The sequence below is a fragment of the Yoonia sp. genome (assembly GCF_046498525.1).
Lineage (GTDB): Bacteria > Pseudomonadota > Alphaproteobacteria > Rhodobacterales > Rhodobacteraceae > Yoonia.
Map to the genome: position 1 here is coordinate 18,221 of NZ_JAWOAN010000094.1, position 21,893 is coordinate 40,113.

22 protein-coding genes are annotated in these 21,893 nt (G+C 60.0%); 12 read left to right on the forward strand and 10 right to left on the reverse strand.

The features are described 5' to 3' along the window. Window positions 1-2: 2 nt before the first annotated feature. The 6 genes from upp to R6T97_RS06225 are packed head-to-tail and all read right to left on the reverse strand — an operon-like array spanning window position 3 to window position 5,630. A complete protein-coding gene (gene upp, locus R6T97_RS06200) occupies window positions 3-635 on the reverse strand; it encodes a uracil phosphoribosyltransferase (RefSeq protein WP_410348424.1) in 633 nt (210 codons plus the stop codon). After that, on the reverse strand, window positions 632-1,621 hold the full coding sequence (locus R6T97_RS06205; protein ID WP_410348425.1) for an adenosine deaminase: 990 nt from the start codon (window positions 1,619-1,621) through the stop codon (window positions 632-634). Before R6T97_RS06205 ends, upp begins: the two co-directional genes overlap by 4 nt. Then, window positions 1,618-2,793, reverse strand: coding sequence for a phosphopentomutase (locus R6T97_RS06210; RefSeq protein WP_410348426.1), 1,176 nt, complete (start codon window positions 2,791-2,793; stop codon window positions 1,618-1,620). Before R6T97_RS06210 ends, R6T97_RS06205 begins: the two co-directional genes overlap by 4 nt. Continuing rightward, complete coding sequence (locus tag R6T97_RS06215; RefSeq protein WP_410348445.1) at window positions 2,793-4,094, reverse strand: thymidine phosphorylase; 1,302 nt, start codon at window positions 4,092-4,094, stop codon at window positions 2,793-2,795. The genes R6T97_RS06210 and R6T97_RS06215 overlap by 1 nt, the downstream gene beginning before the upstream one ends. A gap of 1 nt (window position 4,095) precedes the next feature. Then, window positions 4,096-4,488 (reverse strand): cytidine deaminase, encoded by a 393-nt coding sequence (locus tag R6T97_RS06220; RefSeq protein WP_410348427.1) that lies wholly within the window; start codon window positions 4,486-4,488, stop codon window positions 4,096-4,098. A gap of 59 nt (window positions 4,489-4,547) precedes the next feature. Continuing rightward, on the reverse strand, window positions 4,548-5,630 hold the full coding sequence (locus R6T97_RS06225; RefSeq protein WP_410348428.1) for a cupin domain-containing protein: 1,083 nt from the start codon (window positions 5,628-5,630) through the stop codon (window positions 4,548-4,550). A 123-nt stretch (window positions 5,631-5,753) separates the two neighbouring features. Between R6T97_RS06225 and R6T97_RS06230 the strand changes: the two genes are divergently transcribed. From R6T97_RS06230 to R6T97_RS06245, 4 genes are all read left to right on the forward strand, one after another. Beyond that, window positions 5,754-8,033 carry an NADP-dependent malic enzyme gene (locus R6T97_RS06230; protein WP_410348429.1) on the forward strand — a complete coding sequence of 760 codons (2,280 nt, stop codon included), beginning with the start codon at window positions 5,754-5,756 and terminating at the stop codon, window positions 8,031-8,033. Window positions 8,034-8,130: 97 nt separating this feature from the next. Continuing rightward, window positions 8,131-10,023 (forward strand): propionate-CoA ligase PrpE, encoded by a 1,893-nt coding sequence (gene prpE, locus R6T97_RS06235; protein ID WP_410348430.1) that lies wholly within the window; start codon window positions 8,131-8,133, stop codon window positions 10,021-10,023. A 46-nt stretch (window positions 10,024-10,069) separates the two neighbouring features. Beyond that, window positions 10,070-10,612: a CIA30 family protein gene (locus R6T97_RS06240; protein WP_410348431.1), complete on the forward strand. Its 543-nt coding sequence runs from the start codon at window positions 10,070-10,072 to the stop codon at window positions 10,610-10,612. A gap of 125 nt (window positions 10,613-10,737) precedes the next feature. Continuing rightward, window positions 10,738-11,145: a BLUF domain-containing protein gene (locus R6T97_RS06245; protein ID WP_410348432.1), complete on the forward strand. Its 408-nt coding sequence runs from the start codon at window positions 10,738-10,740 to the stop codon at window positions 11,143-11,145. A gap of 42 nt (window positions 11,146-11,187) precedes the next feature. Here the strand turns inward: R6T97_RS06245 and R6T97_RS06250 are convergent, their stop codons facing one another. Beyond that, window positions 11,188-11,952 carry an NAD kinase gene (locus tag R6T97_RS06250; RefSeq protein WP_410348433.1) on the reverse strand — a complete coding sequence of 255 codons (765 nt, stop codon included), beginning with the start codon at window positions 11,950-11,952 and terminating at the stop codon, window positions 11,188-11,190. Between the two features lie 186 nt (window positions 11,953-12,138). On the opposite strand from R6T97_RS06250, the gene glyA reads away from it, so the two are divergent. Beyond that, on the forward strand, window positions 12,139-13,434 hold the full coding sequence (glyA, locus tag R6T97_RS06255) for a serine hydroxymethyltransferase (protein ID WP_410348434.1): 1,296 nt from the start codon (window positions 12,139-12,141) through the stop codon (window positions 13,432-13,434). Window positions 13,435-13,486: 52 nt separating this feature from the next. Here the strand turns inward: glyA and R6T97_RS06260 are convergent, their stop codons facing one another. After that, complete coding sequence (locus tag R6T97_RS06260) at window positions 13,487-13,891, reverse strand: hypothetical protein (RefSeq protein ID WP_410348435.1); 405 nt, start codon at window positions 13,889-13,891, stop codon at window positions 13,487-13,489. 43 nt (window positions 13,892-13,934) lie between these two features. Here R6T97_RS06260 and R6T97_RS06265 point away from each other — a divergent pair, with 43 nt between their 5' ends. Further along, window positions 13,935-14,672 (forward strand): alpha/beta fold hydrolase, encoded by a 738-nt coding sequence (locus R6T97_RS06265; protein ID WP_410348436.1) that lies wholly within the window; start codon window positions 13,935-13,937, stop codon window positions 14,670-14,672. 109 nt (window positions 14,673-14,781) lie between these two features. Next, entirely contained in the window at window positions 14,782-14,895 is a 114-nt protein-coding gene (locus R6T97_RS06270; RefSeq protein WP_410348437.1) for an entericidin A/B family lipoprotein, read from the forward strand. 5 nt (window positions 14,896-14,900) lie between these two features. Here the strand turns inward: R6T97_RS06270 and R6T97_RS06275 are convergent, their stop codons facing one another. Further along, window positions 14,901-15,089, reverse strand: coding sequence for a CTP synthetase (locus tag R6T97_RS06275; RefSeq protein WP_410348438.1), 189 nt, complete (start codon window positions 15,087-15,089; stop codon window positions 14,901-14,903). 178 nt (window positions 15,090-15,267) lie between these two features. Between R6T97_RS06275 and R6T97_RS06280 the strand changes: the two genes are divergently transcribed. Next, complete coding sequence (locus tag R6T97_RS06280; protein WP_410348439.1) at window positions 15,268-15,747, forward strand: REP-associated tyrosine transposase; 480 nt, start codon at window positions 15,268-15,270, stop codon at window positions 15,745-15,747. A gap of 54 nt (window positions 15,748-15,801) precedes the next feature. Here the strand turns inward: R6T97_RS06280 and lepA are convergent, their stop codons facing one another. Beyond that, window positions 15,802-17,601, reverse strand: a complete 1,800-nt coding sequence (gene lepA / locus R6T97_RS06285; RefSeq protein ID WP_410348440.1) for a translation elongation factor 4 — start codon at window positions 17,599-17,601, stop codon at window positions 15,802-15,804. Between the two features lie 258 nt (window positions 17,602-17,859). On the opposite strand from lepA, the gene R6T97_RS06290 reads away from it, so the two are divergent. The 4 genes from R6T97_RS06290 to hrpB form a co-directional block, all read left to right on the forward strand. Continuing rightward, a complete protein-coding gene (locus tag R6T97_RS06290) occupies window positions 17,860-18,183 on the forward strand; it encodes an arginine transporter (protein WP_410348441.1) in 324 nt (107 codons plus the stop codon). Window positions 18,184-18,304: 121 nt separating this feature from the next. Then, complete coding sequence (gene meaB / locus R6T97_RS06295) at window positions 18,305-19,312, forward strand: methylmalonyl Co-A mutase-associated GTPase MeaB (RefSeq protein WP_410348442.1); 1,008 nt, start codon at window positions 18,305-18,307, stop codon at window positions 19,310-19,312. A 186-nt stretch (window positions 19,313-19,498) separates the two neighbouring features. Then, window positions 19,499-19,783, forward strand: a complete 285-nt coding sequence (gene rpmB / locus R6T97_RS06300; protein ID WP_410348443.1) for a 50S ribosomal protein L28 — start codon at window positions 19,499-19,501, stop codon at window positions 19,781-19,783. Between the two features lie 176 nt (window positions 19,784-19,959). After that, a partial coding sequence (gene hrpB / locus R6T97_RS06305) for an ATP-dependent helicase HrpB (protein WP_410348444.1) occupies window positions 19,960-21,893 on the forward strand: 1,934 nt, incomplete at its 3' end.

A 21,893-nucleotide genomic window follows, 5' to 3' on the forward strand; every position in this document is an offset into this window, starting at 1 on the left:
GTTTACTTGGTGCCGAACATCCGGTCGCCGGCATCACCAAGTCCCGGCACGATATAGCCATGTTCATTCAGGTGGCTATCGATAGCCGCTGTCACAATCGGCACATCGGGGTGCGCCTGCTGCATCCGCGCAATCCCCTCGGGGGCGGCCAGAAGACACAGGAAACGAATGTTCGTCGCACCTGCCGCTTTCAGCAGGTCGATGGCTGCAACCGATGAATTCCCTGTCGCCAGCATCGGATCGACCGCGATGACCAATCGGTCTTCAAGCTCGGTAGGAACCTTGAAGTAATACTGCACCGGTTCGAGCGTCGCTTCATCACGGTAAAGCCCGACGAAACCCACACGCGCCGAAGGGATCAGTTCCAGCACCCCGTCCAACAGCCCGTTGCCTGCGCGCAGAATGGACACCAAAGCAAGCTTCTTGCCGTCAATCACCGGCGCATCCATCGGCTCCAGCGGGGTCTCGATACGCTTGGTGGTCATGGGAAGGCCACGGGTCACTTCGTAGGCCAACAATTGACTGATCTCGCGCAAAAGCTGCCGGAATACGGCTGTGGACGTATCCTTCTGGCGCATCAATGTCAGCTTGTGCTGAACCAACGGGTGCGTGACGTGGGTGACGTGGTCGGTCATTGGGCAGGCTCCAGTCTTTTGGCCACGCGGGCCTTTGTCTTTTCATCGCAGAAAGCTGCAGCAAGAGCGGCGTCGTTCAGCACTTTGAAATCGTCTTCATCCCAGTCAAATGTCCGGTGCAGCATTTCATATTCTGCGGTCATGGTTGTGTGAAAGAATGGCGGATCATCAGTGGAAACAGTCACTTTCACCCCCTTATCGCGCAACTTGGCGATCGGGTGACTCTCCCAATCCTTCACCGCCCTCAGCACGACGTTAGAGCCGGGACAGACTTCCAGCACGATCTCTTCTTCGGCGATTTGTGCGATCAGGCCAGGATCGTCGATTGCGCCAATGCCGTGCCCGATGCGTGCGACCCGCAAATCGCGGATCGTCTCGGCCACCATGGAAGCACCACCCCATTCACCGGCATGGCAGGTCAGCGGCATGCCAGCTTCGCGCGCTATATCAAAACTGTAAGAATAGTCCGCAGGGCGCCCCGCCATTTCACCACCCGCCATGCCATAGCCGGTGATGAAGTCACCAAAGGTTTCGGCCGCGCACTTTGCGGCGGGTTTGCAGGCTTCCGGCCCGAAATGGCGGATGCCTGTGACGATCCCTTTCAAAGTGATCCCCAATTTATCTTCCGCCTCGCGCGCGGCATCTTCCATCGCGGCGAGGTAGTCTTTCCAGGCCGCCAGATCACCGCCACCGCAGAAGTCGGGGGACACGAAAGTTTCCATATACACCACGCCATGTGCTGCGGTTTCTTGCAGTACCGCCATAACCAGTCGGCGGAAGTCTTCGGGGCTTTGCAGTGTCGTGCAGGCCGCCTCATAGACCTTTAGGAAATGATCAAAGTCGCGGTAGGCATAACCACCCTCTTTGGTGAATATGCCGCTGATATCGATCTTCTTTTCGTGGGCAAGCTGCTTGATAAAGGCCGGTGGCGCACAGCCCTCAAGGTGGGTGTGCAGTTCAACCTTCGGCATCGACTGGAAGTTCATAAAAAGCTCTTTCCTTGGCCCGCATAAGGCACGTTCAAATGGGCAGCGACCGTGGCGGCGACATCGATAAAGGCCAACTGGCCCAGTGCCCGCGCACCCAACCCATGGACCAGTACCGGCACGCGTTCACGGGTGTGATCGGTCCCCGCCCAAGTCGGGTCATTGCCATGATCGGCGGTGACGATCAACAGATCATCAGACCGCAAACCGGGCAGCAGACCGCCAAGGGCGGCGTCGAACCATTCAAGGTGTCTGCCATAGCCCCCCGGATCACGGCGGTGTCCGTATTCGCTGTCGAATTCCACCAGATTGGCAAAGACAAAAGAGCCGTCCTCAGCCTCATCCACCAAGTCACTGATGTGCTTCATCAAGACCGTATCCCGACCCTTGCGCAGATCGTCAATGCCGCGCATCGAAAAGATATCACCGATCTTGCCCACTGCATGAACGGTACGGCCCGCATCGTGAACATAGTCGCAGATCGTTGGTGACGGCGGCGCGATGGCAAAATCCTTGCGGTTGGCCGTGCGGCTGAAACGGCCGACATCCCCCACGAAGGGCCGCGCAATGACCCGCCCGACCCTCATCTCGTGCAGCGTCGGGGCAAGGTCGCGGCACAAGGTCAGCAGACGCTCGAGCCCGAAGGCCTCTTCATGCGCGGCGATCTGCAGGACGCTGTCAGCCGAGGTATAGCAAATCGGCCAACCGGTTTTCAGGTGCGCTTCGCCTTCCTGTTGAATCACGACGGTACCCGAGGCATGGCGATTGCCCAAAATCCCGTCCGTCCCCGCCAGTTTGCAGATCAATGCTGTCAGATCGGCCGGAAAAGCCGGATCCGTATCGGGAAACACATGCCATTCCCATGGCACGGGCACACCCGCCAGTTCCCAATGCCCCGAAGGGGTATCCTTGCCGCGCGACATTTCGGTGGCAGCACCCCACGCGCCCGTTGGATCGGCCTCCAGTCCGCTGGGCGCTTCGCCCGAGGCCAGCTTGACCGCCGCCCCTAACCCCAGCGCATCCAAGGTCGGCACCTTCAGCCCCACATCACGGGCAATATGCGCCACGGTATTCGCGCCTGTATCCGGCAGGTTACCATTGAAAAACTGGTCCGCATCCGGTGCGCCGCCAATGCCGACGCTATCAATGACAATCAGGAATGCGCGCGGCATCAGGTGATCCCTTCGATAACCAGTGGACCGGGCGTGACCGCATCACCGATCGTGATTGCGGCCTGCACCGCCATTGCAGCCTCAATTGCTGCATCTTCATCGGCGGCATGGACGACGCACAGCGGATCACCGCGGGTCACGGCAGCGCCCAGACTGATCATCTCGGTGAAGCCGACAGCGGGGTTCACGAGGTCCGTTTCGACCCTGCGCCCGCCGCCCAACCCCACGACAGCAAGGCCCAGCGCCTCACCGTCTATTGCGGCGATATGGCCGGTTGCGGGTGCTGTTACCTCGCCGACCACCGGTGCTTTGGGCAGATGCGTGTGCCAGTCCTGCGCCATATCGGGCGGCCCACCCAAGGCGGCAATCATCTGGGCAAAGCGTTCCATCGCGGCACCTGAACTGATAGCAGCCTTCACCTGCTCAACCGCTGATGCCGTGTCTGCGCCCTGCATGATCAAAAGCTGCGCACAAAGCCCGACCGTCAGATCATAAAGGCGTGGCGCGGCGGCGGTATTGCCCGCCATCACCTCCATGCAGACCGCCACTTCAACCGCGTTGCCCAGCGCAGGGGCCAACGGCTGGTTCATATCGCTGATCAAAGCCGCCGTCTTGCACCCCGCCCCATTGGCCGCATCAACGAGCGCACGGGCCAATGCGCGCGCCTCATCCGGCGTCTTCATAAAGGCACCAGAGCCGCATTTGACGTCCAGAATAAGGCTTTCCAATCCCGCGGCAAGCTTCTTGGACAGGATCGACGCGGTGATCAGATCAACGCTTTCGACCGTCGCGGTCACATCGCGGATCGCATAGAGGCGGCGATCTGCGGGCGCAATCTGGCCGGTGGCACTGACAATCGCGCATCCCACTTCACGCGTGATCAGGCGTAACTGTTTTTCAGTCACATTGATGTTGATGCCCGGGATCGCCTCCAGCTTGTCCAGCGTCCCACCTGTATGGCCCAGCCCGCGCCCCGAGATCATCGGCACATATGCCCCGCACACAGCCAGCACCGGCGCAAGGATCAACGATACGCAGTCACCGACCCCGCCTGTCGAGTGCTTGTCAATGACCGGCCCGGGCAAATCCCATGTCATCACATCCCCACTGTCGCGCATCCCCTTGGTCAGGGCCACACGGCCAGTATCGCTCAGCCCGTTCAGCACCACCGCCATTGCAAAGGCGCCCGCCTGCGCGTCGCTGACCGCCCCCGAGGCCAGACCCTTGGCGAACAACGCCAGTTCTTCCTGACTTGGGGTTTCCCTGCCCCTGACCTTGGCGATGATGGCACGCGCGTCCAAATCAGACACGGCTCATGTAGTCGGCATCAAAGCTGCCGGGCAGTAATGCTGCAACGGTCGTTTCCTGCACGACACCATCCATCGTCGCGAGGGTCACTTTCACATCGCCCTTGGCAAATTCGGCAATCTTCTGGCGGCAGCCACCACAGGGGCTGACAGGCTTGGGGCTATCGGCAATCACGGTCATATCGGCAATCGCCGTATCACCGCCTGCAACCATCGCCGCAATCGCGCCGGCTTCGGCGCAGGTCCCTTCGGGGTAGGCGACGTTCTCGACATTGCAACCCACATAGACTGCGCCCGACGTCGACGTCAAAGCAGCACCCACCTTGAACTTGGAATAGGGTACATAAGCGTTTTCCCGCACGGCGCGCGCGTCGTCGATCAATGACATAAGGCCTCCAACATTTTATCGCGCCAGAGTGTGACGGGACGCCAGCGGATGCAAGAGGGTTAGGTCGTGGTAAAGACACCCGGCAGCGTCACCTCAAGCAACTCCAGATCATCGGTAAGGTCGGTGTAACGCGTCTGCATCCCGGGTGGTGTCACAAACGCATCGCCCGGCGCCAGTTTGTAAGGCTCTTTATTTTCGCCCTCGAGCGTCATTGTCCCCTCCATCACGAAGGTAAAATGAATATCCGCATCGTGGCTGCTCCAAACCGGATCGCCCTGACCTTTGCGTAGCACATGCACACCTGCAACGCCCTTGGTATTGGCGGCGATTGTGGTGTCGCGCGACACAAAACCGGGCAAACGGGCCGGTTTCCATTGTGCTTTCGCCCCTTCGTTGAACACAAACCTCTGCCCCTGCCATTCGCGCTCGGGGCGTAGGTGCGGCGTAGGCAATTCCATCTCGTGGTCGATCTCGGTGATATGTTCGGCCGGTACGCCGATTTCGATCACCTCGATGCCATCCGATGCCTCCAGCACACGGTGCCTGATCTCGGGCGGCTGGATAAAGCAGTCGCCTGCGGTCAGTCTGATCGGGGGGCCCTGATCCTCGTACACGACATCAACCCAGCCGCGATAGCAAAAGATCAACTGGAACCCGACCTTGTGAAAATGCACCATATCGGGAACCGGCCCGCCATCAGGGATGCGGATGTGGCTGGCAATGATCGACCCGCCCAGTCGGTTGGGGATCAAATCGCGGTATTGCATCCCTGCGCGGCCAATCACCCAAGGTGCCTGATCCGCCAATCTGCGCACGACAAACGCATGTTCTGTCCGCGGCAGTTCCAGCGGCGGATTCAAGGGCAGAATTTCTACTGCAGTACCGCCGGGTGATGTCAGCGCTGTCGCACCGTCGGCAAATCCGGCATCATCGGTCAAAATCCGTAAACCGGAGTTCACGCCTGCCCCCTGTTGCAACCGCACCCGAATCCCGTGACCCGAATAGACAGCAACCGTCGGATCATCCGCCGGATAGATCATATCAAGCCGCATCCTCAGCGTATTGCCAAAGAAGCCCAAGTCAGCACGCAGGTCGGATGTGGACAGACAAACCTCGGCTTTTATTTCATCTTTATGTGTCATGGCTTGCACCCTGTCCCTGCCGCGAATTATTTGCAAGAGTGCGCTAATCGCGATTGACCTCGCAAGGTCCTTTCCCCTACGGAAAGAAAATGGTTTAACATTAAACCATATTTGGAGGATGCCATGACAGACGAAACGAATGATAGCCTGAGAGAAGCCGCGTTACACTATCATCGGTTCCCCAAGCCCGGAAAGCTCGAAATCCGCGCGACCAAACCACTGGCAACCGGACGCGATCTTGCGCGCGCCTACTCCCCCGGCGTTGCCGAAGCCTGCATAGAAATAAAATCAAACCCGGAGACCGCCCGCGACTACACCGCCCGCGGTAACCTGGTCGCCGTCGTCACCAACGGAACCGCCGTTCTGGGGCTTGGCAATATCGGTGCGCTGGCATCCAAGCCCGTCATGGAGGGCAAGGCGGTTCTGTTCAAGAAATTTGCGAACATCGACTGTTTCGATATAGAACTGAACGAGCCCGATCCAGAAAAGCTTGCTGACATCGTCTGCGCACTGGAACCTACCTTTGGCGCGATCAACCTCGAAGACATAAAGTCGCCCGACTGCTTCATCGTCGAAAAACTGTGCCGTGAGCGCATGAACATTCCCGTCTTTCACGACGACCAGCACGGCACAGCCATCGTGGTCGGGGCCGCTGCAACCAATGCGTTACGCATCGCCGACAAGAAATTTGAAGACATCAAGATCGTCAGCACGGGCGGCGGGGCGGCTGGCATCGCCTGCCTGAACATGCTTCTCAAGCTGGGTGTGAAACGCGAAAACGTCTATCTGTGCGATATCGAGGGCCTTGTCTACGAAGGCCGCGAAAAAGACATGACCCCGCAAAAATCGGAATATGCCCAAGGCAACACGCCCGCGATGCTTGAAGAAGTCATTGCAGATGCCGACCTTTTTCTGGGGCTGTCGGGCCCCGGTGTGCTGACGCCCGCGATGGTCAGGAAAATGGCAGACCGCCCGATCATTTTCGCGCTCGCCAACCCCAACCCCGAAATCGACCCCAAAGAAGCACGCAAGGCCAATCCCGACGCCATAATCGCCACAGGCCGCAGCGATTTTCCCAATCAGGTCAACAACGTCCTGTGCTTTCCATTCATCTTCCGTGGCGCACTTGATGTCGGTGCCACCGAGATCAACGACGAGATGAAGATCGCCTGCGTCGAAGGTATTGCCGCGCTCGCCCGCGCAACAACCAGCGCCGAGGCCGCAGCAGCCTATAAAGGGGAACAACTGACCTTCGGAGCCGACTATCTGATCCCCAAACCCTTCGATCCACGTCTGATGGGTGTCGTCGCCAGTGCCGTCGCCGGTGCTGCGATCGCAACCGGCGTTGCCAAACGCCCCATCGCCGACATGGACGCCTACAAAGCCAACCTTGATGGTTCGGTCTTCAAATCAGCCATGATCATGCGGCCCGTGTTCGAGGCTGCACGCACCACCGAACGCGCCATTGTCTTTGCCGAAGGCGAAGACGAGCGCGTACTGCGGGCCTCGCAGGCGATCATGGAGGAAACCACGGACACACCGATCCTGATCGGTCGCCCCGAGGTCATCGAACAGCGCTGTGTACGCGCAGGTCTGAAAATCCGCCCCGGTGTCGATTTCAGCATCGTGAACCCTGAAAATGACCCGCGCTACCGTGATTATTGGGGAACCTACCATGACCTCATGGCGCGCAAGGGCGTGACGCCAGACCTTGCCAAGGCCATCATGCGCACAAACACCACGGCAATTGCCGCCGTCATGGTACACCGTGGAGAGGCCGACAGCATGATCTGCGGCACATTTGGCCAGTATCTGTGGCACCTCAACTACGTCAGCCAAATCTTGGGCGACGGCAACTATCATCCGATTGCGGGCATGTCATTGATGATCCTCGAAGACGGGCCGCTGTTCATCGCCGACACGCAGGTCCACCCCGAACCGACACCGCAGCAAATCACTGAAACCGTGATTGGCGCAGCGCGGCACGTGCGCCGTTTCGGTGTCGAACCCAAGATCGCCCTGTGCTCTCACAGCCAGTTCGGCAATCTCGACAGCGACAGCGGACGGCGGATGCGGGCCGCGATGGAAATTCTTGACAGTACGCCCCGCGATTTTGCCTATGAGGGGGAAATGCATGTCGACGCCGCCCTTGACGTCGAATTGCGCAACCGCGTCTTCCCCGCCGCTCACCTGCCCGGGCCAGCAAATACGCTGGTCTTTGCCAACACCGATGCCGCATCCGGCGTGCGCAATATCCTGAAAATGAAGGGTGGCGGGCTTGAGGTCGGACCGATCCTGATGGGCATGGGCAACCGCTGTCATATCGTCACACCTTCCATCACCGCGCGGGGCCTGCTGAACATGTCAGCCATCGCAGGAACGCCAGTGGCGCACTATGGGTAGTAAAATTCTTGACACCTTTTGGCAGGTGCTACTGTCGTGACGCTTGCAGAGACATATTGCCACGCCTAAAAAAGCACATGACCTTTGGGAGGACAACATGGCATATGCTGACGTTTACGGCGCGTGGAAGAACGATCCGGAAGAGTTCTGGATGGAACAGGCCCGCGCGATTGATTGGGTGACGCCACCCACCAAGGCACTCGACGACAGCCAGGCCCCGCTTTACCGCTGGTTCACCGATGCCGAGGTGAACACCTGCTACAACGCCGTGGACCGCCACGTTGAAAACGGGCGCGGCGAGCAAGCGGCGATCATCTACGACAGCCCGGTCACACATACCAAACGCCAGATCACATATGCCGAATTGCAAACGCGGGTTGCTTCGCTGGCCGGTGCCTTGCGGGCAAAGGGCGTCGAAAAAGGCGACCGCGTCATCATCTACATGCCGATGATCCCCGAGGCGCTGGAAGCCATGCTTGCCTGCGCGCGCCTTGGTGCCATCCATTCGGTCGTGTTCGGCGGATTTGCCGCCAACGAACTGGCCGTCCGCATCGACGATGCAACGCCCAAGGCGATCATCGCCGGGTCCTGCGGGATCGAACCGGGGCGTGTCGTCCATTACAAACCCTTGCTCGACGGCGCGATCAAGATGGCCAAACACAAGCCGGACTTCACGGTAATCTTCCAGCGCGAACAGGAAGTGGCGACGTTAATAGAAGGCCGCGACTATGACTGGAACGCCTTTCAGTACGGCGTGGAACCTGCCGAGTGTGTGCCCGTCAAAGGCGACCATCCGGCCTATATCCTGTACACATCCGGCACCACAGGCGCACCGAAGGGCGTTGTCCGCCCCACTGCGGGCCATCTTGTTGCGCTGAACTGGACCATGAAAGCGATCTACGATGTCGACCCCGGCGAAGTGTTCTGGGCCGCGTCCGACGTGGGCTGGGTCGTGGGCCACTCTTACATCTGCTACGCGCCGCTGATCCACGGAAACACCACCGTAGTGTTCGAGGGCAAGCCCGTCGGCACGCCCGACGCAGGCACATTCTGGCGGGTCATCGAAGAATATGACGTCAAATCCTTCTTCACCGCCCCGACAGCCTTTCGCGCGATCAAACGCGAAGACCCCAAGGGAGAGTTGATAAAGGACTACGATATCTCGGGCCTGCGCGCGCTTTATCTGGCTGGCGAACGCGCCGACCCCGATACCATCGTATGGGCCCAGCGCATCATGGGGGTTCCCGTTTACGACCACTGGTGGCAGACCGAAACCGGCTATACCATAGCGGGCAACCCCGCAGGGATCGAAGCCTTGCCGGTCAAGATCGGTTCACCTACCGTGGCGATGCCCGGTTATGACGTCCAGATTCTGGATGAAGCCGGCCACGCACTGCCTGCGGGCGAATTGGGTGCCATCGCCGTGAAACTGCCCCTGCCGCCCGGCACCCTGCCGACGCTGTGGAACGCCGAAGAGCGGTTCATCAAGTCCTACCTCACCACCTTCCCCGGCTATTACGAGACCGGCGATGCAGGCATGATCGACGAAGACGGTTATCTCTACATCATGGCGCGCACCGATGACGTGATTAACGTTGCAGGTCACCGGCTCTCGACCGGGGCGATGGAAGAAGTGCTATCCAACCACCCGGATGTCGCTGAATGTGCCGTGATCGGCGTGACCGATGAACTCAAGGGGCAACTGCCCATGGGGTTCGTTTGCCTCAACAAAGGCTGCGACCGCCCGCATGACGAGATCGCAAAAGAGGTCGTCAAACAGGTGCGCGACACGATCGGCCCGGTCGCCGCATTCAAACTGGTCGCGGTCGTGGACAGATTGCCCAAGACACGTTCCGGTAAAATCCTGCGCGCAACGATGGTGAAAATCGCGGATGGCGAAGATTTCAAGATGCCCGCGACGATTGATGATCCTGCGATCCTGGATGAGATCAGGAAAGCGTTGAAACCGTTGGGATATGCAGGCGGCTAGATGCCGGCAGCGTAGAAATAACAAAGATTCACACTAGGTCAGGATTATGAAAGCAATCCTGACCCTGCTGCTTGTCGCAGCCCCTGCCATGGCGGACACAATGCTGATTGAGGATTTCTCTGACGGAGCCGAAACCCGCTGGCGCTATATAAGCGACAGGGTGATGGGCGGCATCTCTGACGGCAGAGCGGAAATCGGCAACGAAGGGAAGATCAGCTACGCACAGTTGCGCGGTACGGTCAGCACAGCGAATAATGGCGGCTTCATCCAGATCCGGCAAGACCTGCAAACGCGCCTGCCCACTGACGCCACTGGGGTCGCACTGCGGGTGCGCGGCAATGGTGCGAAGTACTATGTGCACTTACGCCCGGATGCGGCCCGACGGCCCTGGCAGTTCTATCAGGCTGGTTTCGCGACCTCGGCAGACTGGCAGGTAATCACCCTGCCGTGGTCCGCGTTCGAACCCCAGGGTGGGCTGGCTACAGGCTTTGCGCCCGAAGATATCCACAGCATCGGTATCGTGGCTTATGGCGCCGACTACGACGCGTCATTGGATATTGATTGGATCACAACCGCGCCGCATCAATAAGCTGCTGGATGCACTACTCCGATCACTCGCACCTAGACAACCGCGCAGAACGCTTTACCGTTCACACGGCGACGTCTTTCGATCCCGAGGGATGGACACCCTAGCTATAGGAACTTACCCAGACCATGCCCTATCTCCAACTCGTCTATGCGTCGCGCCCCTTCGGATTTGATGCTGGCACGCTGATCGGCATTCTATTCAAAGCGCGCGCCCGAAATGCCGAAGCAGACGTCACAGGCTGCCTGATTTGCCGCCATGACATGTATCTGCAATTGCTTGAAGGACCCGCCGATAGCGTCACAAATATCTACAAGAAAATCCGCGAAGACGACCGCCATGTCGAAGTAACCGAATTAATCAGGCGCGGGGTCCCCGAGCGGATGTTCGGCAAATGGGCAATGCGTGACGACCCGGTGCAAAGCTGGATGTGGAGCAGCGAAGAGATTGCCGCTGGCGCGGTCGATAAGGCGACCCCCGCAGAGGTCTTGGCGATATTTCAGCGGCTGGCGCTGGAACAGTCCGAGGCTGAGTAAAAGCTGCGTCGGGCCATTGCCGTTCCGCGGGAGGCGATGCTTTCAAACAAACTGTTCCCTGATCAACCGCTCTTCCAGACCATGCCCCGGATCAAAGAGTATCCGGTGACGGATGTTTGGCTCCGAGCGGATCTCGACACAAACCACCTCGCGCACGGATTTCCCGTCTGCATCGGCCATGACAGGGCGCTTTTGCGGATCGATCACATCGAACCGCACAACTGCCTTTTTCGGCAACAACGCTCCGCGCCAACGGCGGGGGCGGAATGCGGACATTGCCGTCAGAGCCAGCACATCCGACCCGATTGGCAGAATAGGGCCATGCGCTGAATAGTTATATGCCGTGGACCCCGCAGGCGTTGCCACCAGCGCACCATCGCAAACCAGCTCGTTCATCCGCAACCGTCCGTCCACTGTGATCCGCAGCTTGGCGGCCTGCGGACCGGCACGCAGCAGGCTGACCTCGTTGATCGCCAAGGCGTCGTGCATCGTGCCATCCATCGTGAGCGCAGTCATCGCCAGCGGGTTGATGACCTCTTCCTCGGCCTCGTCCAGCCGCTCTTGCAGATCATCCGCATGAAATTCGTTCATCAAAAAGCCGACCGTGCCGCGGTTCATGCCGTATACCGGCACATCCAGACCTTGGGTCGCATGCAGGGTCTGCAACATGAACCCGTCACCACCCAACGCCACGATCACATCCGCGTCGGGCTGCGGCACGTCGCCGTGTTTTGCGGCCAATTCGCGCAGGGCCGTCTGCGCAATCGGCACAGGGCTGGCGACAAAAGCGATCTTGGGGCGGTGCATAGCCTAAAAACCTTTCATTTCCGATAAGTTGTGCTGTGATCGGCCCCGAAACGCAAGGCGTCGATCGGAAACGGATATGACGTGCTCATAAAGATCATGGTCGTTTTGATGCTTTAGAATGGATCGCCGCTAAGGTATGAGAACGCAAGAATTGACTTTTCGGCACCTTTTGAGGGGGATGCACCCATGAATATCACTGTCCGCGACGACGGCTTTTTCACCGAAACACTGGAAACCCGCGACCCGGCAATCCACGCCGCGATGCAGGCCGAACTCAAGCGCCAACGCAATGAGATCGAGCTGATTGCATCGGAAAACATAGTCAGCGCCGCCGTCATGGAAGCGCAGGGCGGCGTGATGACGAACAAATATGCCGAAGGCTATCCCGGCCGTCGCTACTACGGCGGATGCGAGCATGTTGACGTGGCCGAAAACCTTGCCATTGACCGTGCCAAGCAGCTTTTCAACTGCGGTTTTGCCAACGTGCAGCCCAATTCCGGCTCTCAGGCCAACCAAGGCGTCTTTCAGGCGCTCTTGCAGCCCGGTGACACGATCCTGGGAATGTCCCTTGATGCAGGTGGCCACCTGACCCACGGTGCCAAACCCAACCAGTCGGGCAAATGGTTCAACGCGGTGCAATATGGCGTGCGCCAGCAGGACAGCCTTCTGGATTACGACGAGGTGCAGCGCCTTGCCACCGAACATCAGCCCAAGATGATTATCGCAGGTGGTTCCGCCATCCCACGCATCATCGATTTTGCCAAAATGCGCGAAATTGCCGATAGTGTCGGTGCCTATCTGCTCGTCGATATGGCGCATTTTGCAGGTTTGGTGGCTTGCGGCCTTTATCCGTCGCCTTTCCCGCACGCCCATGTCGCAACCACAACGACGCACAAGACCCTGCGTGGTCCGCGCGGCGGCATGATCGTCACCAACGACGAGGCGCTGGCGAAAAAATTCAACTCCGCCATATTCCCCGGTATTCAGGGTGGGCCACTGATGCATGTGATCGCAGGCAAGGCCGTGGCCTTTGGCGAAGCCCTGCGCCCCGAATTCAAGACATATCAGGAGCAGGTGATCAAGAACGCCCAGGCGCTTGCCGATCAATTGATGCAGGGCGGCCTTGATATCGTCACCGGCGGCACGGATACCCATGTGATGCTGGTCGATCTGCGGCCCAAGGGGGTCAAGGGCAACGCCACGGAAAAGGCGCTGGGGCGCGCGCACATCACCTGCAACAAGAACGGCATCCCCTTCGATCCCGAAAAGCCGATGGTCACGTCCGGCATCCGCCTTGGTTCTCCCGCAGGGACAACACGCGGTTTCGGCGAACCGGAATTCCGCCAGATCGCCGACTGGATCGTGGAAGTGACCGATGGTCTGGCCGCGAACGGCGAGGACGGCAATGGCGCTGTCGAAGCGAAAGTGCGCGCCGAAGTCGAAGCGCTCTGCGACCGCTTTCCGATTTATCCCGCACTCTGAGAAAAAACAGGCCCGGTGGCAACACCGGGCCAGACCTCTGGTTCAATCGCCTTTAGATGAACCCGCGCTGCCACAGAACGAACAACAGCAAGACACCTGTGACCAACAGCGCAAAGGCTATCGACGCCACCAGATTGAGCACCGCATCGCGCCGTTGTGCCGCAAGATCGACGCTTTCCAAGTGGGCCATGACATTGCGATGGGCCTGCCGGGCCTTCGCCATATCGACCATCCTTGCCAGCTTGGGATTCTGAACCAAGGCGACACTTTGCGCCAGATAGGTTGCGTCGTGACGGACACGGCGGGGCAGCCGCCGCCCGGCCTTGCGGATTTGCACGTCAAGCGAACGGCCTCGCACGCGCAGCCTGTCCCGCATCGCCGTGCGGACCTCGTCCACCATCTGTTGCATCGTCATCGCCATGCGCGTCCGCGTAATCGGTCCGGGTAAATTGCTCAATCCCTCTGGCCCCTGCGCGTGCGGAAGGCTAACAAGTAGATGCATGTTGAACACGGTGACATATGACGGACCGGGCGAGGTCCCCCTGCTGATCGCGCATGGGCTGTTCGGGTCGGCACGCAATTGGGGGATGATCGCCAAACGGTTGTCCGCCACGCGGCCTGTCGTCACGGTGGACATGCGAAATCATGGAGAAAGCGACTGGTACGACAGCCACAGCTATCCTGACATGGCGGCGGATTTGGCAGAGGTTATCACGCAACCCACTGATGTTATTGGACATTCGATGGGGGGCAAAGCTGCGATGGTGCTGGCGCTGCAACGCCCTGAACTGGTCAACCGCCTGATCGTCGCGGATATCGCGCCGGTCAGCTATACGCACAGCCAGATGGCGCCGATCGCGGCGATGCGGGGCGTTGATCTGGACAGTGTCGAAAACCGCAGCGACGCCAAGGCGCAACTGGGTGATCTGGAACCCGGTGTGGCCGATTTCCTGCTGCAAAGCCTTGATATGAAAAACAAACGCTGGCGACTGAACCTTGATGTGCTGGCTGCGGAAATGGACAAAATTATCGGATTTCCAGAGGTTTCGGGGCAATTCGAGGGGCGAACGCTGTTCCTGTCGGGCGGCAACTCCGACTATGTTCAACGGGATGCGCGGCCGCGGATCAAGCAACTCTTTCCCGCCGCGCAATTCGCCAAAATCCCCGGCGCGGGCCACTGGCTGCACGCGGAAAAGCCGCGCGAATTCGAGGCTGCGGTCAGCGCATTTCTGGCGTAAATATCCTGTACGGAAACTGTACAGAACCTGTACGTACAGCAACCAGCGTCTTGCCCTTGTGCGGGCGGGCCGCTAGGCTTGGACCACATCCAGAAACGAGGACCCCAAAATGACCCGTATCGCACTTATCATCGCCATCCTTGGCCTGTCCGCCTGTGAAACCGTGCAAGGCATGGGCCGCGACATCTCGAACGCAGGTCAGGCCATCGACGAGGCGGTCTAAAGCCGTCAGATCTTGTTCTTCGTGATCGCCTGCGCCACCAGATAGCTGACCGGCAGCCCCGCAACCGCACCGACGCCCGCCGCGATCAGGATCGGGACCAGAGTGTCATAGCCCGCAGTCAGCGCCGCAATGATCAGGATACCGGCCAGTGTCGTGCCGATGATGGAATAAAGCATGGATGCAAGGCGCAGCATGTGGGTCTCTCCGAAGCGTTTGATGCTTGCGGCATAGCAATCGCGGGTCCGCTGTGTCCTTGATACAGGTCAAGGGTGGCGTAGGGTGGGAGAAACCCACGCGTCCGACAAACCGCCCCTTACGCGTGGGTTTCACCTACCCTACGAGTTGTTAACTATTTTTGGCGATGGTGGCACCATGTCGCGCTATCGTAGCCTTTATGTTCCGGGTGGGACCTTTTTCTTTACCGTTACGCTTGCGGATCGGTCCGCGACCACTTTGGTGGACGAGATTGATTTGCTGCGGTCCGTCTATGCATCGGTGACGCGTGAACATCCCATTGCCTGTGACGCCATGGTGATCTTGCCCGACCACATCCATGCGGTCTGGACGTTGCCGCCGGATGATGCGGATTTCTCGGTCAGGTGGAAAAAGATCAAGGCGCGGTTTTCGCAGCATTGCCGCGCGGCAGGCACGCCCTCGCCCAGCAAGGTTGCGCGCGGGGAAAAGGGCATTTGGCAAAGGCGGTTTTGGGAACACGCGATACGGGATGCCGATGATTTTCAGGCGCATGTGGATTATTGTCGGTGGAACCCCATGAAACACGATTTGGTCAAACGCCCCGAGGATTGGCCATATTCAAGTTTCCGTAGGGTGGGTGAAACCCACGCGTCGTGAACGCTACATTGTACGCGTGGGTTTCACCCACCCTACGCTCCAAAAATGGCCAGCTTAGCTGTCCATCTTCAGCGCCGAAATAAACGCTTCCTGCGGGATATCCACTTTCCCGAACTGCCGCATCTTTTTCTTACCCGCCTTCTGCTTGTCCAGCAGTTTGCGTTTGCGGGTGGCGTCGCCGCCATAGCATTTGGCCGTCACATCCTTTCGCAGGGCCGAGAGCGTTTCGCGGGCGATGACTTTGCCGCCGATGGCCGCCTGAATCGGGATTTTGAACATGTGGCGCGGGATCAGGTCCTTGAGCTTTTCCACCATCGCACGGCCCCGCATTTCCGCGCGGTCGCGGTGCACCATCATCGACAGCGCATCGACGGGTTCATCGTTCACCAGCACTGACATTTTCACAAGATTGTCCTGCTGGTAGCTCGTCATCTGGTAATCGAACGACGCATAGCCCTTGGTCACGGATTTCAGGCGATCGTAGAAATCGAACACCACCTCGTTGAGCGGCAGATCGTAAACCACCATCGCACGGGAACCCGCATAGGTCAGGTCCTGCTGCACGCCGCGCCGGTCCTGACAGAGCTTCAAAACATCACCGAGGAATTCATCGGGCACAAGGATCGTCGCCTTGATCCGCGGTTCCTCGATATGGTCCACAAGGGTCATGTCGGGCATGTCGGCGGGGTTGTGCAGTTCGGTCATTTCGCCGTCACGCATATAGATGTGATAGACCACCGAAGGGGCGGTCGTGATCAGGTCGATGTCATATTCCCGCTCGATCCGGTCGCGGATGACTTCGAGGTGCAACAGCCCCAAGAAACCGCAGCGGAAACCGAAACCAAGTGCGGCGGATGTTTCCATCTCGTGGCTGAAGGATGCGTCGTTCAGCGCCAGCTTGTCGATGGCATCGCGCAGGTCCTCGAATTCGGAACTGTCCACGGGGAACAGCCCGCAGAACACCACCGGCTGCGCAGGCTTGAAGCCCGGCAAGGCGGCTTCGCAGCCTTTGCGTTCGGATGTGATCGTATCACCGACCCGCGTGTCGCGCACCTGTTTGATCGACCCTGTAATGAACCCGATCTCGCCCGGTCCAAGTTCGCCCACGTCCTGCATCTGTGGCCGGAACACCCCGATCTTGTCGATCCCGTGCACCGCCCCGTTCGACATGAATTTGACGCGGTCGCCCTTTTTCATCACCCCGTCGATGATCCGCACCAGTACGATGACGCCGAGATAGCTGTCGTACCAACTGTCCACCAGCATCGCCTTGAGCGGCGCGTCGCGGTCGCCCTTGGGGGCGGGCAGCAGGTTGACGATGGCCTCGAGCGTTTCGTGGATGCCGATGCCGGTCTTGGCGCTGACGCGGATGGCGCCGGAGGCGTCGATCCCGATCACATCCTCGATCTGTTCAGCCACACGGTCACATTCCGCTGCCGGCAGGTCGATCTTGTTGAGGATCGGCACGATTTCATGGTCCGCATCAATCGCCTGATAGACGTTCGCCAGCGTCTGCGCCTCGACCCCTTGGGTGCTGTCGACCACCAGAAGCGAGCCTTCGACGGCCCGCATCGACCGGCTGACCTCATAGGCGAAATCAACGTGTCCGGGCGTGTCGATCAGGTTCAGCACATAGGCCTTGCCGTTGTCTGCGACATAATCAATGCGCACGGTGTTAGCCTTGATGGTGATCCCGCGTTCGCGTTCGATATCCATCGCGTCCAGCATCTGCGCCTTCATATCCCGTTCCGCCACCGTATTGGTGGATTGGATCAGGCGGTCGGCCAACGTCGATTTCCCGTGGTCGATATGCGCCACGATCGAGAAATTACGGATGTGCGAAAGGTCTGTCATGGTTGCGGATATGCGCGGGTTTTGAGGGTTGGTCAAGCGGGATGGTGACGCAGGCCAAACCGCTGCCGGGACCACCGCGAGAAAGGACATTCCGCAGGCCGGATATTTGACCGTTGAAAGGGTCTTTCCTCGGCTTCCCGTTCCACACACATTCCCCAATTGCATCGTTGCCCCTCCCTCGGCATACTGTAACTTGTGGGGCGTAACCTTATATGGATCATCCGGGACCAACCCGGGGGCCGGGCAAAGGATGGGCGAATGCGGTATCTTTTATTGGCAGGTGCTTTGGCATCGGTCGCTGCCTGTGGCGGCGGCAGTCGCGGTGCGACGGGCGCGATCAGCGAGGCTTGTCTGGACTCGGATCGCCGCGATGCATCTGTGGCACTTTGTTCTTGTGTGCAGCAAGTGGCGAACCAGTCGCTTTCAGGCAGCGATCAGGCCCGCGTCGTCGGCTTTTTTGCCAATCCGCAGCTTGCACAGGATACCCGTCAGTCGAACCGCAGCAGCGATGAAAGGTTCTGGGGCCGCTACCGCGCGTTCACCGACCTCGCGTCCGAGATATGTGTGCCAGTAAGCTTCTAGCCGCAGTTTCTATGATCACAGACCGATCTTGCACGCAGCTTGTTTGGCAAGTTATCCGGCACAGGGCGCGGAATTGCGCTGAGGGCTGGACCTTTGGCCCCTGCCCGATAAGAAGGTGTCCATGAACAAAACCACAGATATCGCGGCTTTGGCAAAGGATGTGCAGGCGGGCAACCGGCGCGCGTTGGCGCGTGCAATCACGCTGGTCGAAAGCGGACGCAAGGACCATCGCGAAGACGCGCTGGCGCTGCTTGACGCGCTGGGTACGAAAAAGCAGGCGCTGCGCATCGGTCTGTCCGGCACGCCCGGTGTCGGCAAATCCACCTTCATCGAAAGCTTTGGCCTGATGCTGACCGGCATGGGCAAACGCGTCGCGGTATTGGCGGTCGATCCCTCCTCGGCCCGCTCGGGCGGGTCAATCTTGGGGGACAAGACCCGCATGGACCATCTGGCGCGGGACCCCAACGCCTTTATCCGCCCCTCACCCAGCCAGACCCAATTGGGCGGCGTCGCGCGTCGGTCGCGTGAAGCGGTGGCGCTGTGCGAGGCGGCGGGCTTTGATGTGGTTCTGATCGAAACGGTTGGCGTGGGCCAGTCCGAAACCGTCGTGGCCCAGATGGCCGACCTCTTTGTGTTATTGCTCGCCCCTGCCGGCGGGGATGAGTTGCAAGGGGTCAAACGCGGCATCATGGAGATGGCCGATCTGATCCTCGTGAACAAGGCCGATGGCGACCTCAAGGCGCAGGCCACACGGACCTGTGCAGACTATGCGGGTGCGCTGCGTCTGCTGCGCAAGCGCCCGCAAGATCCCGATGGTTTTCCCAAGGCACTGACCATTTCCGCGCTGAAGGTCGAGGGCCTGCAAACCGCATGGGCCGAAATGGAAACCCTGACAGACTGGCGACGCGACAGCGGCATCTGGAATGTGACGCGCAAAGCGCAGGCAAGCTACTGGTTCGAACAGGATGTGCGCAACGGACTGCTTGCCTTGTTGATGGAAGACCCCCAGACGGCAGAGCGGATGAAAACGGCGCAGGATGACGTGAAATCAGGCCGCAAGAGCCCGACCGCCGCTGCCGCTTCGGTTTTGCAGCCTCTGCGGGACCTGCTGGGGACGCGTGTGTCATAAGGCACAGCTGGCAAATGGCTTCACATTCCTGCGTCGAGCGATGGCAAACCGGGTTGACGGGGTCAAGGAATCCGCCTATCTCGCGCTGATCTTATACACGACCCTGCGGATGCGGGATCGACAACCCCTATCACAGGATACCCCGCCAACCGGGCGGGTGATGTCCAAAGGACAAGGAAAACGCTCATGTCGCGTCGTTGCGAACTGACTGGAAAAGGCCCAATGTCTGGCAATAATGTCAGCCACGCCAAGAACCGTACCCGCCGCCGCTTTCTGCCGAACCTGCAGGACGTCACCTTGATGTCCGACACGCTGGGCCGGTCTTTCAGGTTCAAGATCTCCAACGCTGCCCTGCGCACCGTCGACCACCGTGGTGGTCTGGACGCGTTCATGGCAAAGGCAAAGGACGCAGAGCTGTCTGACGACGCTCTGAAGGTCAAGAAAGAGATCGCAAAGGCCACTGCTGCCTAAGCTGATCAGGCTTGAGACAATTTCAAACCCGGTAGCCGATCCGCTGCCGGGTTTTTTATTTTGAGATGATGGATGGCTCTCTGCCGTGCAACAATAGCCCTGTATGACGGCATCAGGGCCGCTGCCTTTAATGTGGCTCTTGACCCGCCCCAGCCGCGTGGCAGACATAGAACGCCATGACCGCCTTGCCCATTGATCCTGTCCTGCCTGCGCTGACTGCGGCCCTTGCCCGCGAAGGTCGCGCCGTGCTGCAAGCACCACCCGGGGCTGGCAAGACCACCCGCGTGCCGCTGGCAATGCTGGACGCGGGCCTGACGGACGGCAAGATCATCATGCTTGAACCCCGCCGCCTTGCTGTGCGCGCCGCAGCCGAACGGTTGGCCGAAGGCCTGGGCGAGACCCCCGGCAAGACCGTCGGCTACCGCATGCGCGGCGAGAGCAAGCCGGGCGCGCGGATCGAGGTTGTCACCGAAGGCATCCTGACCCGCATGCTCCAGTCCGACCCGTCCCTTTCCGGCATTGGCGCGGTCATCTTTGACGAATTCCACGAACGTTCCTTGAATGCCGATCTGGGCCTCGCGCTGGCATGGGAAAGCCGTGCGGTCCTGCGCCCCGACCTGATCGTTCTGGTCATGTCTGCCACGCTGGATGCCGCTCCGGTCGCCGCGATGCTTGACGATGCGCCTGTGATCACATCGCAAGGGCGGGCCTTTCCGGTTGCGACCCATTTCCTTGAACGCGCGGTGCCAAAGACCCAACGGCTTGAGGCAGCGACGGCTGATCTCGTCGTCTGGGCGGTGGAACGGACCGAGGGTGGCGTGCTTGTTTTCCTGCCCGGTGAGGGCGAAATCAGGCGCGTCGCGTCGCAGCTTGACGGGCGCCTGCCCGCAGGTTGCGAAATCCGTCCGCTTTACGGTGCCCTGCCCTTTGCCCAGCAGCGCAAGGCGATCGCACCCATCAGCAAAGGTCGCAAGATTGTCCTGTCCACGTCGATCGCCGAAACCTCGCTCACTATCGAAGATATCCGCGTCGTCGTGGATGCAGGCCGCGCCCGACGCGCGCGGTTCGATCCAGGCTCCGGCATGTCGCGGCTGGTGACCGAACGGGTCAGCAAGGCCGAGGCCACCCAGCGCGCAGGCCGCGCAGGGCGTGTCGCCCCCGGTGATGCATTCTGTCTTTGGACCAAGGGCGAACATGGCGCCCTACCCGCTTTTGCCCCTGCAGAGATCGAAGCTGCCGATCTTGCAGGTCTTGCGCTGGAGCTTGCCGTCTGGGGGAGCGATGATCTGGCCTTTCTGACACCGCCACCGCCCGGCGCTTTGGCAGAGGCCCGCGCCTTGTTGCAGGGCTTGGGTGCGCTGGACGCCGCAGGGCGCATCACCACGCACGGCCGGGCACTCGCCGCCATGCCGCTGCATCCGCGACTGGCGCATATGTTGCAGACAGCAGGCAAGGCTGCGGCCCCATTGGCAGCCTTGCTGGCGGCCCGTGATCCGCTGCGCGGCGCACCTGTCGATCTGTCACTGCGGATCGCGGCGCTTGCCGGGCGCTATGAAGGACCGGGCGAGAAACATCATGCTGCACTGGCGCAAATCAGGTCCGAAATCCCCCGCTTGGCAAAGGGCCTGCCCGATGCCGCGCCGCTTAGCCTTGGTCAACTGGCCGCCCTTGCCTATCCTGATCGCGTGGGGCTGCGCCGCAAGGGTGATGACCCGCGTTATGTACTGTCGGGCGGCAAGGGCGCTGTGATGGACGCTGCCGATCCTCTGGCCGGAGCGCGTCTGATTGTGGCCACCGATCTGGACGGCGACACGCGCGAGGCGCGCATCAGGCAGGCCGTCACTATTTCCGAGCGCGAACTCAGGGATATATTCACCGATCAGATCGCATGGCATGATGTGTGCGCGTGGTCCAAACGTGAACGCCGTGTCCTGACCCGCCAACAGGAACGGTTCGGCGCATTGGCACTGGACGACCGGCAATGGTCGGATGCACCGCCAGAGGCAGTTGCGCAGGCCATGCTGGAAGGTATCCGCCAGCTTGGCTTGCGCCCGTCGCCTGCAGCGCAGCGGTTTCGGGCGCGTGTGGCGCTGGTTGATAATCTGCCCCC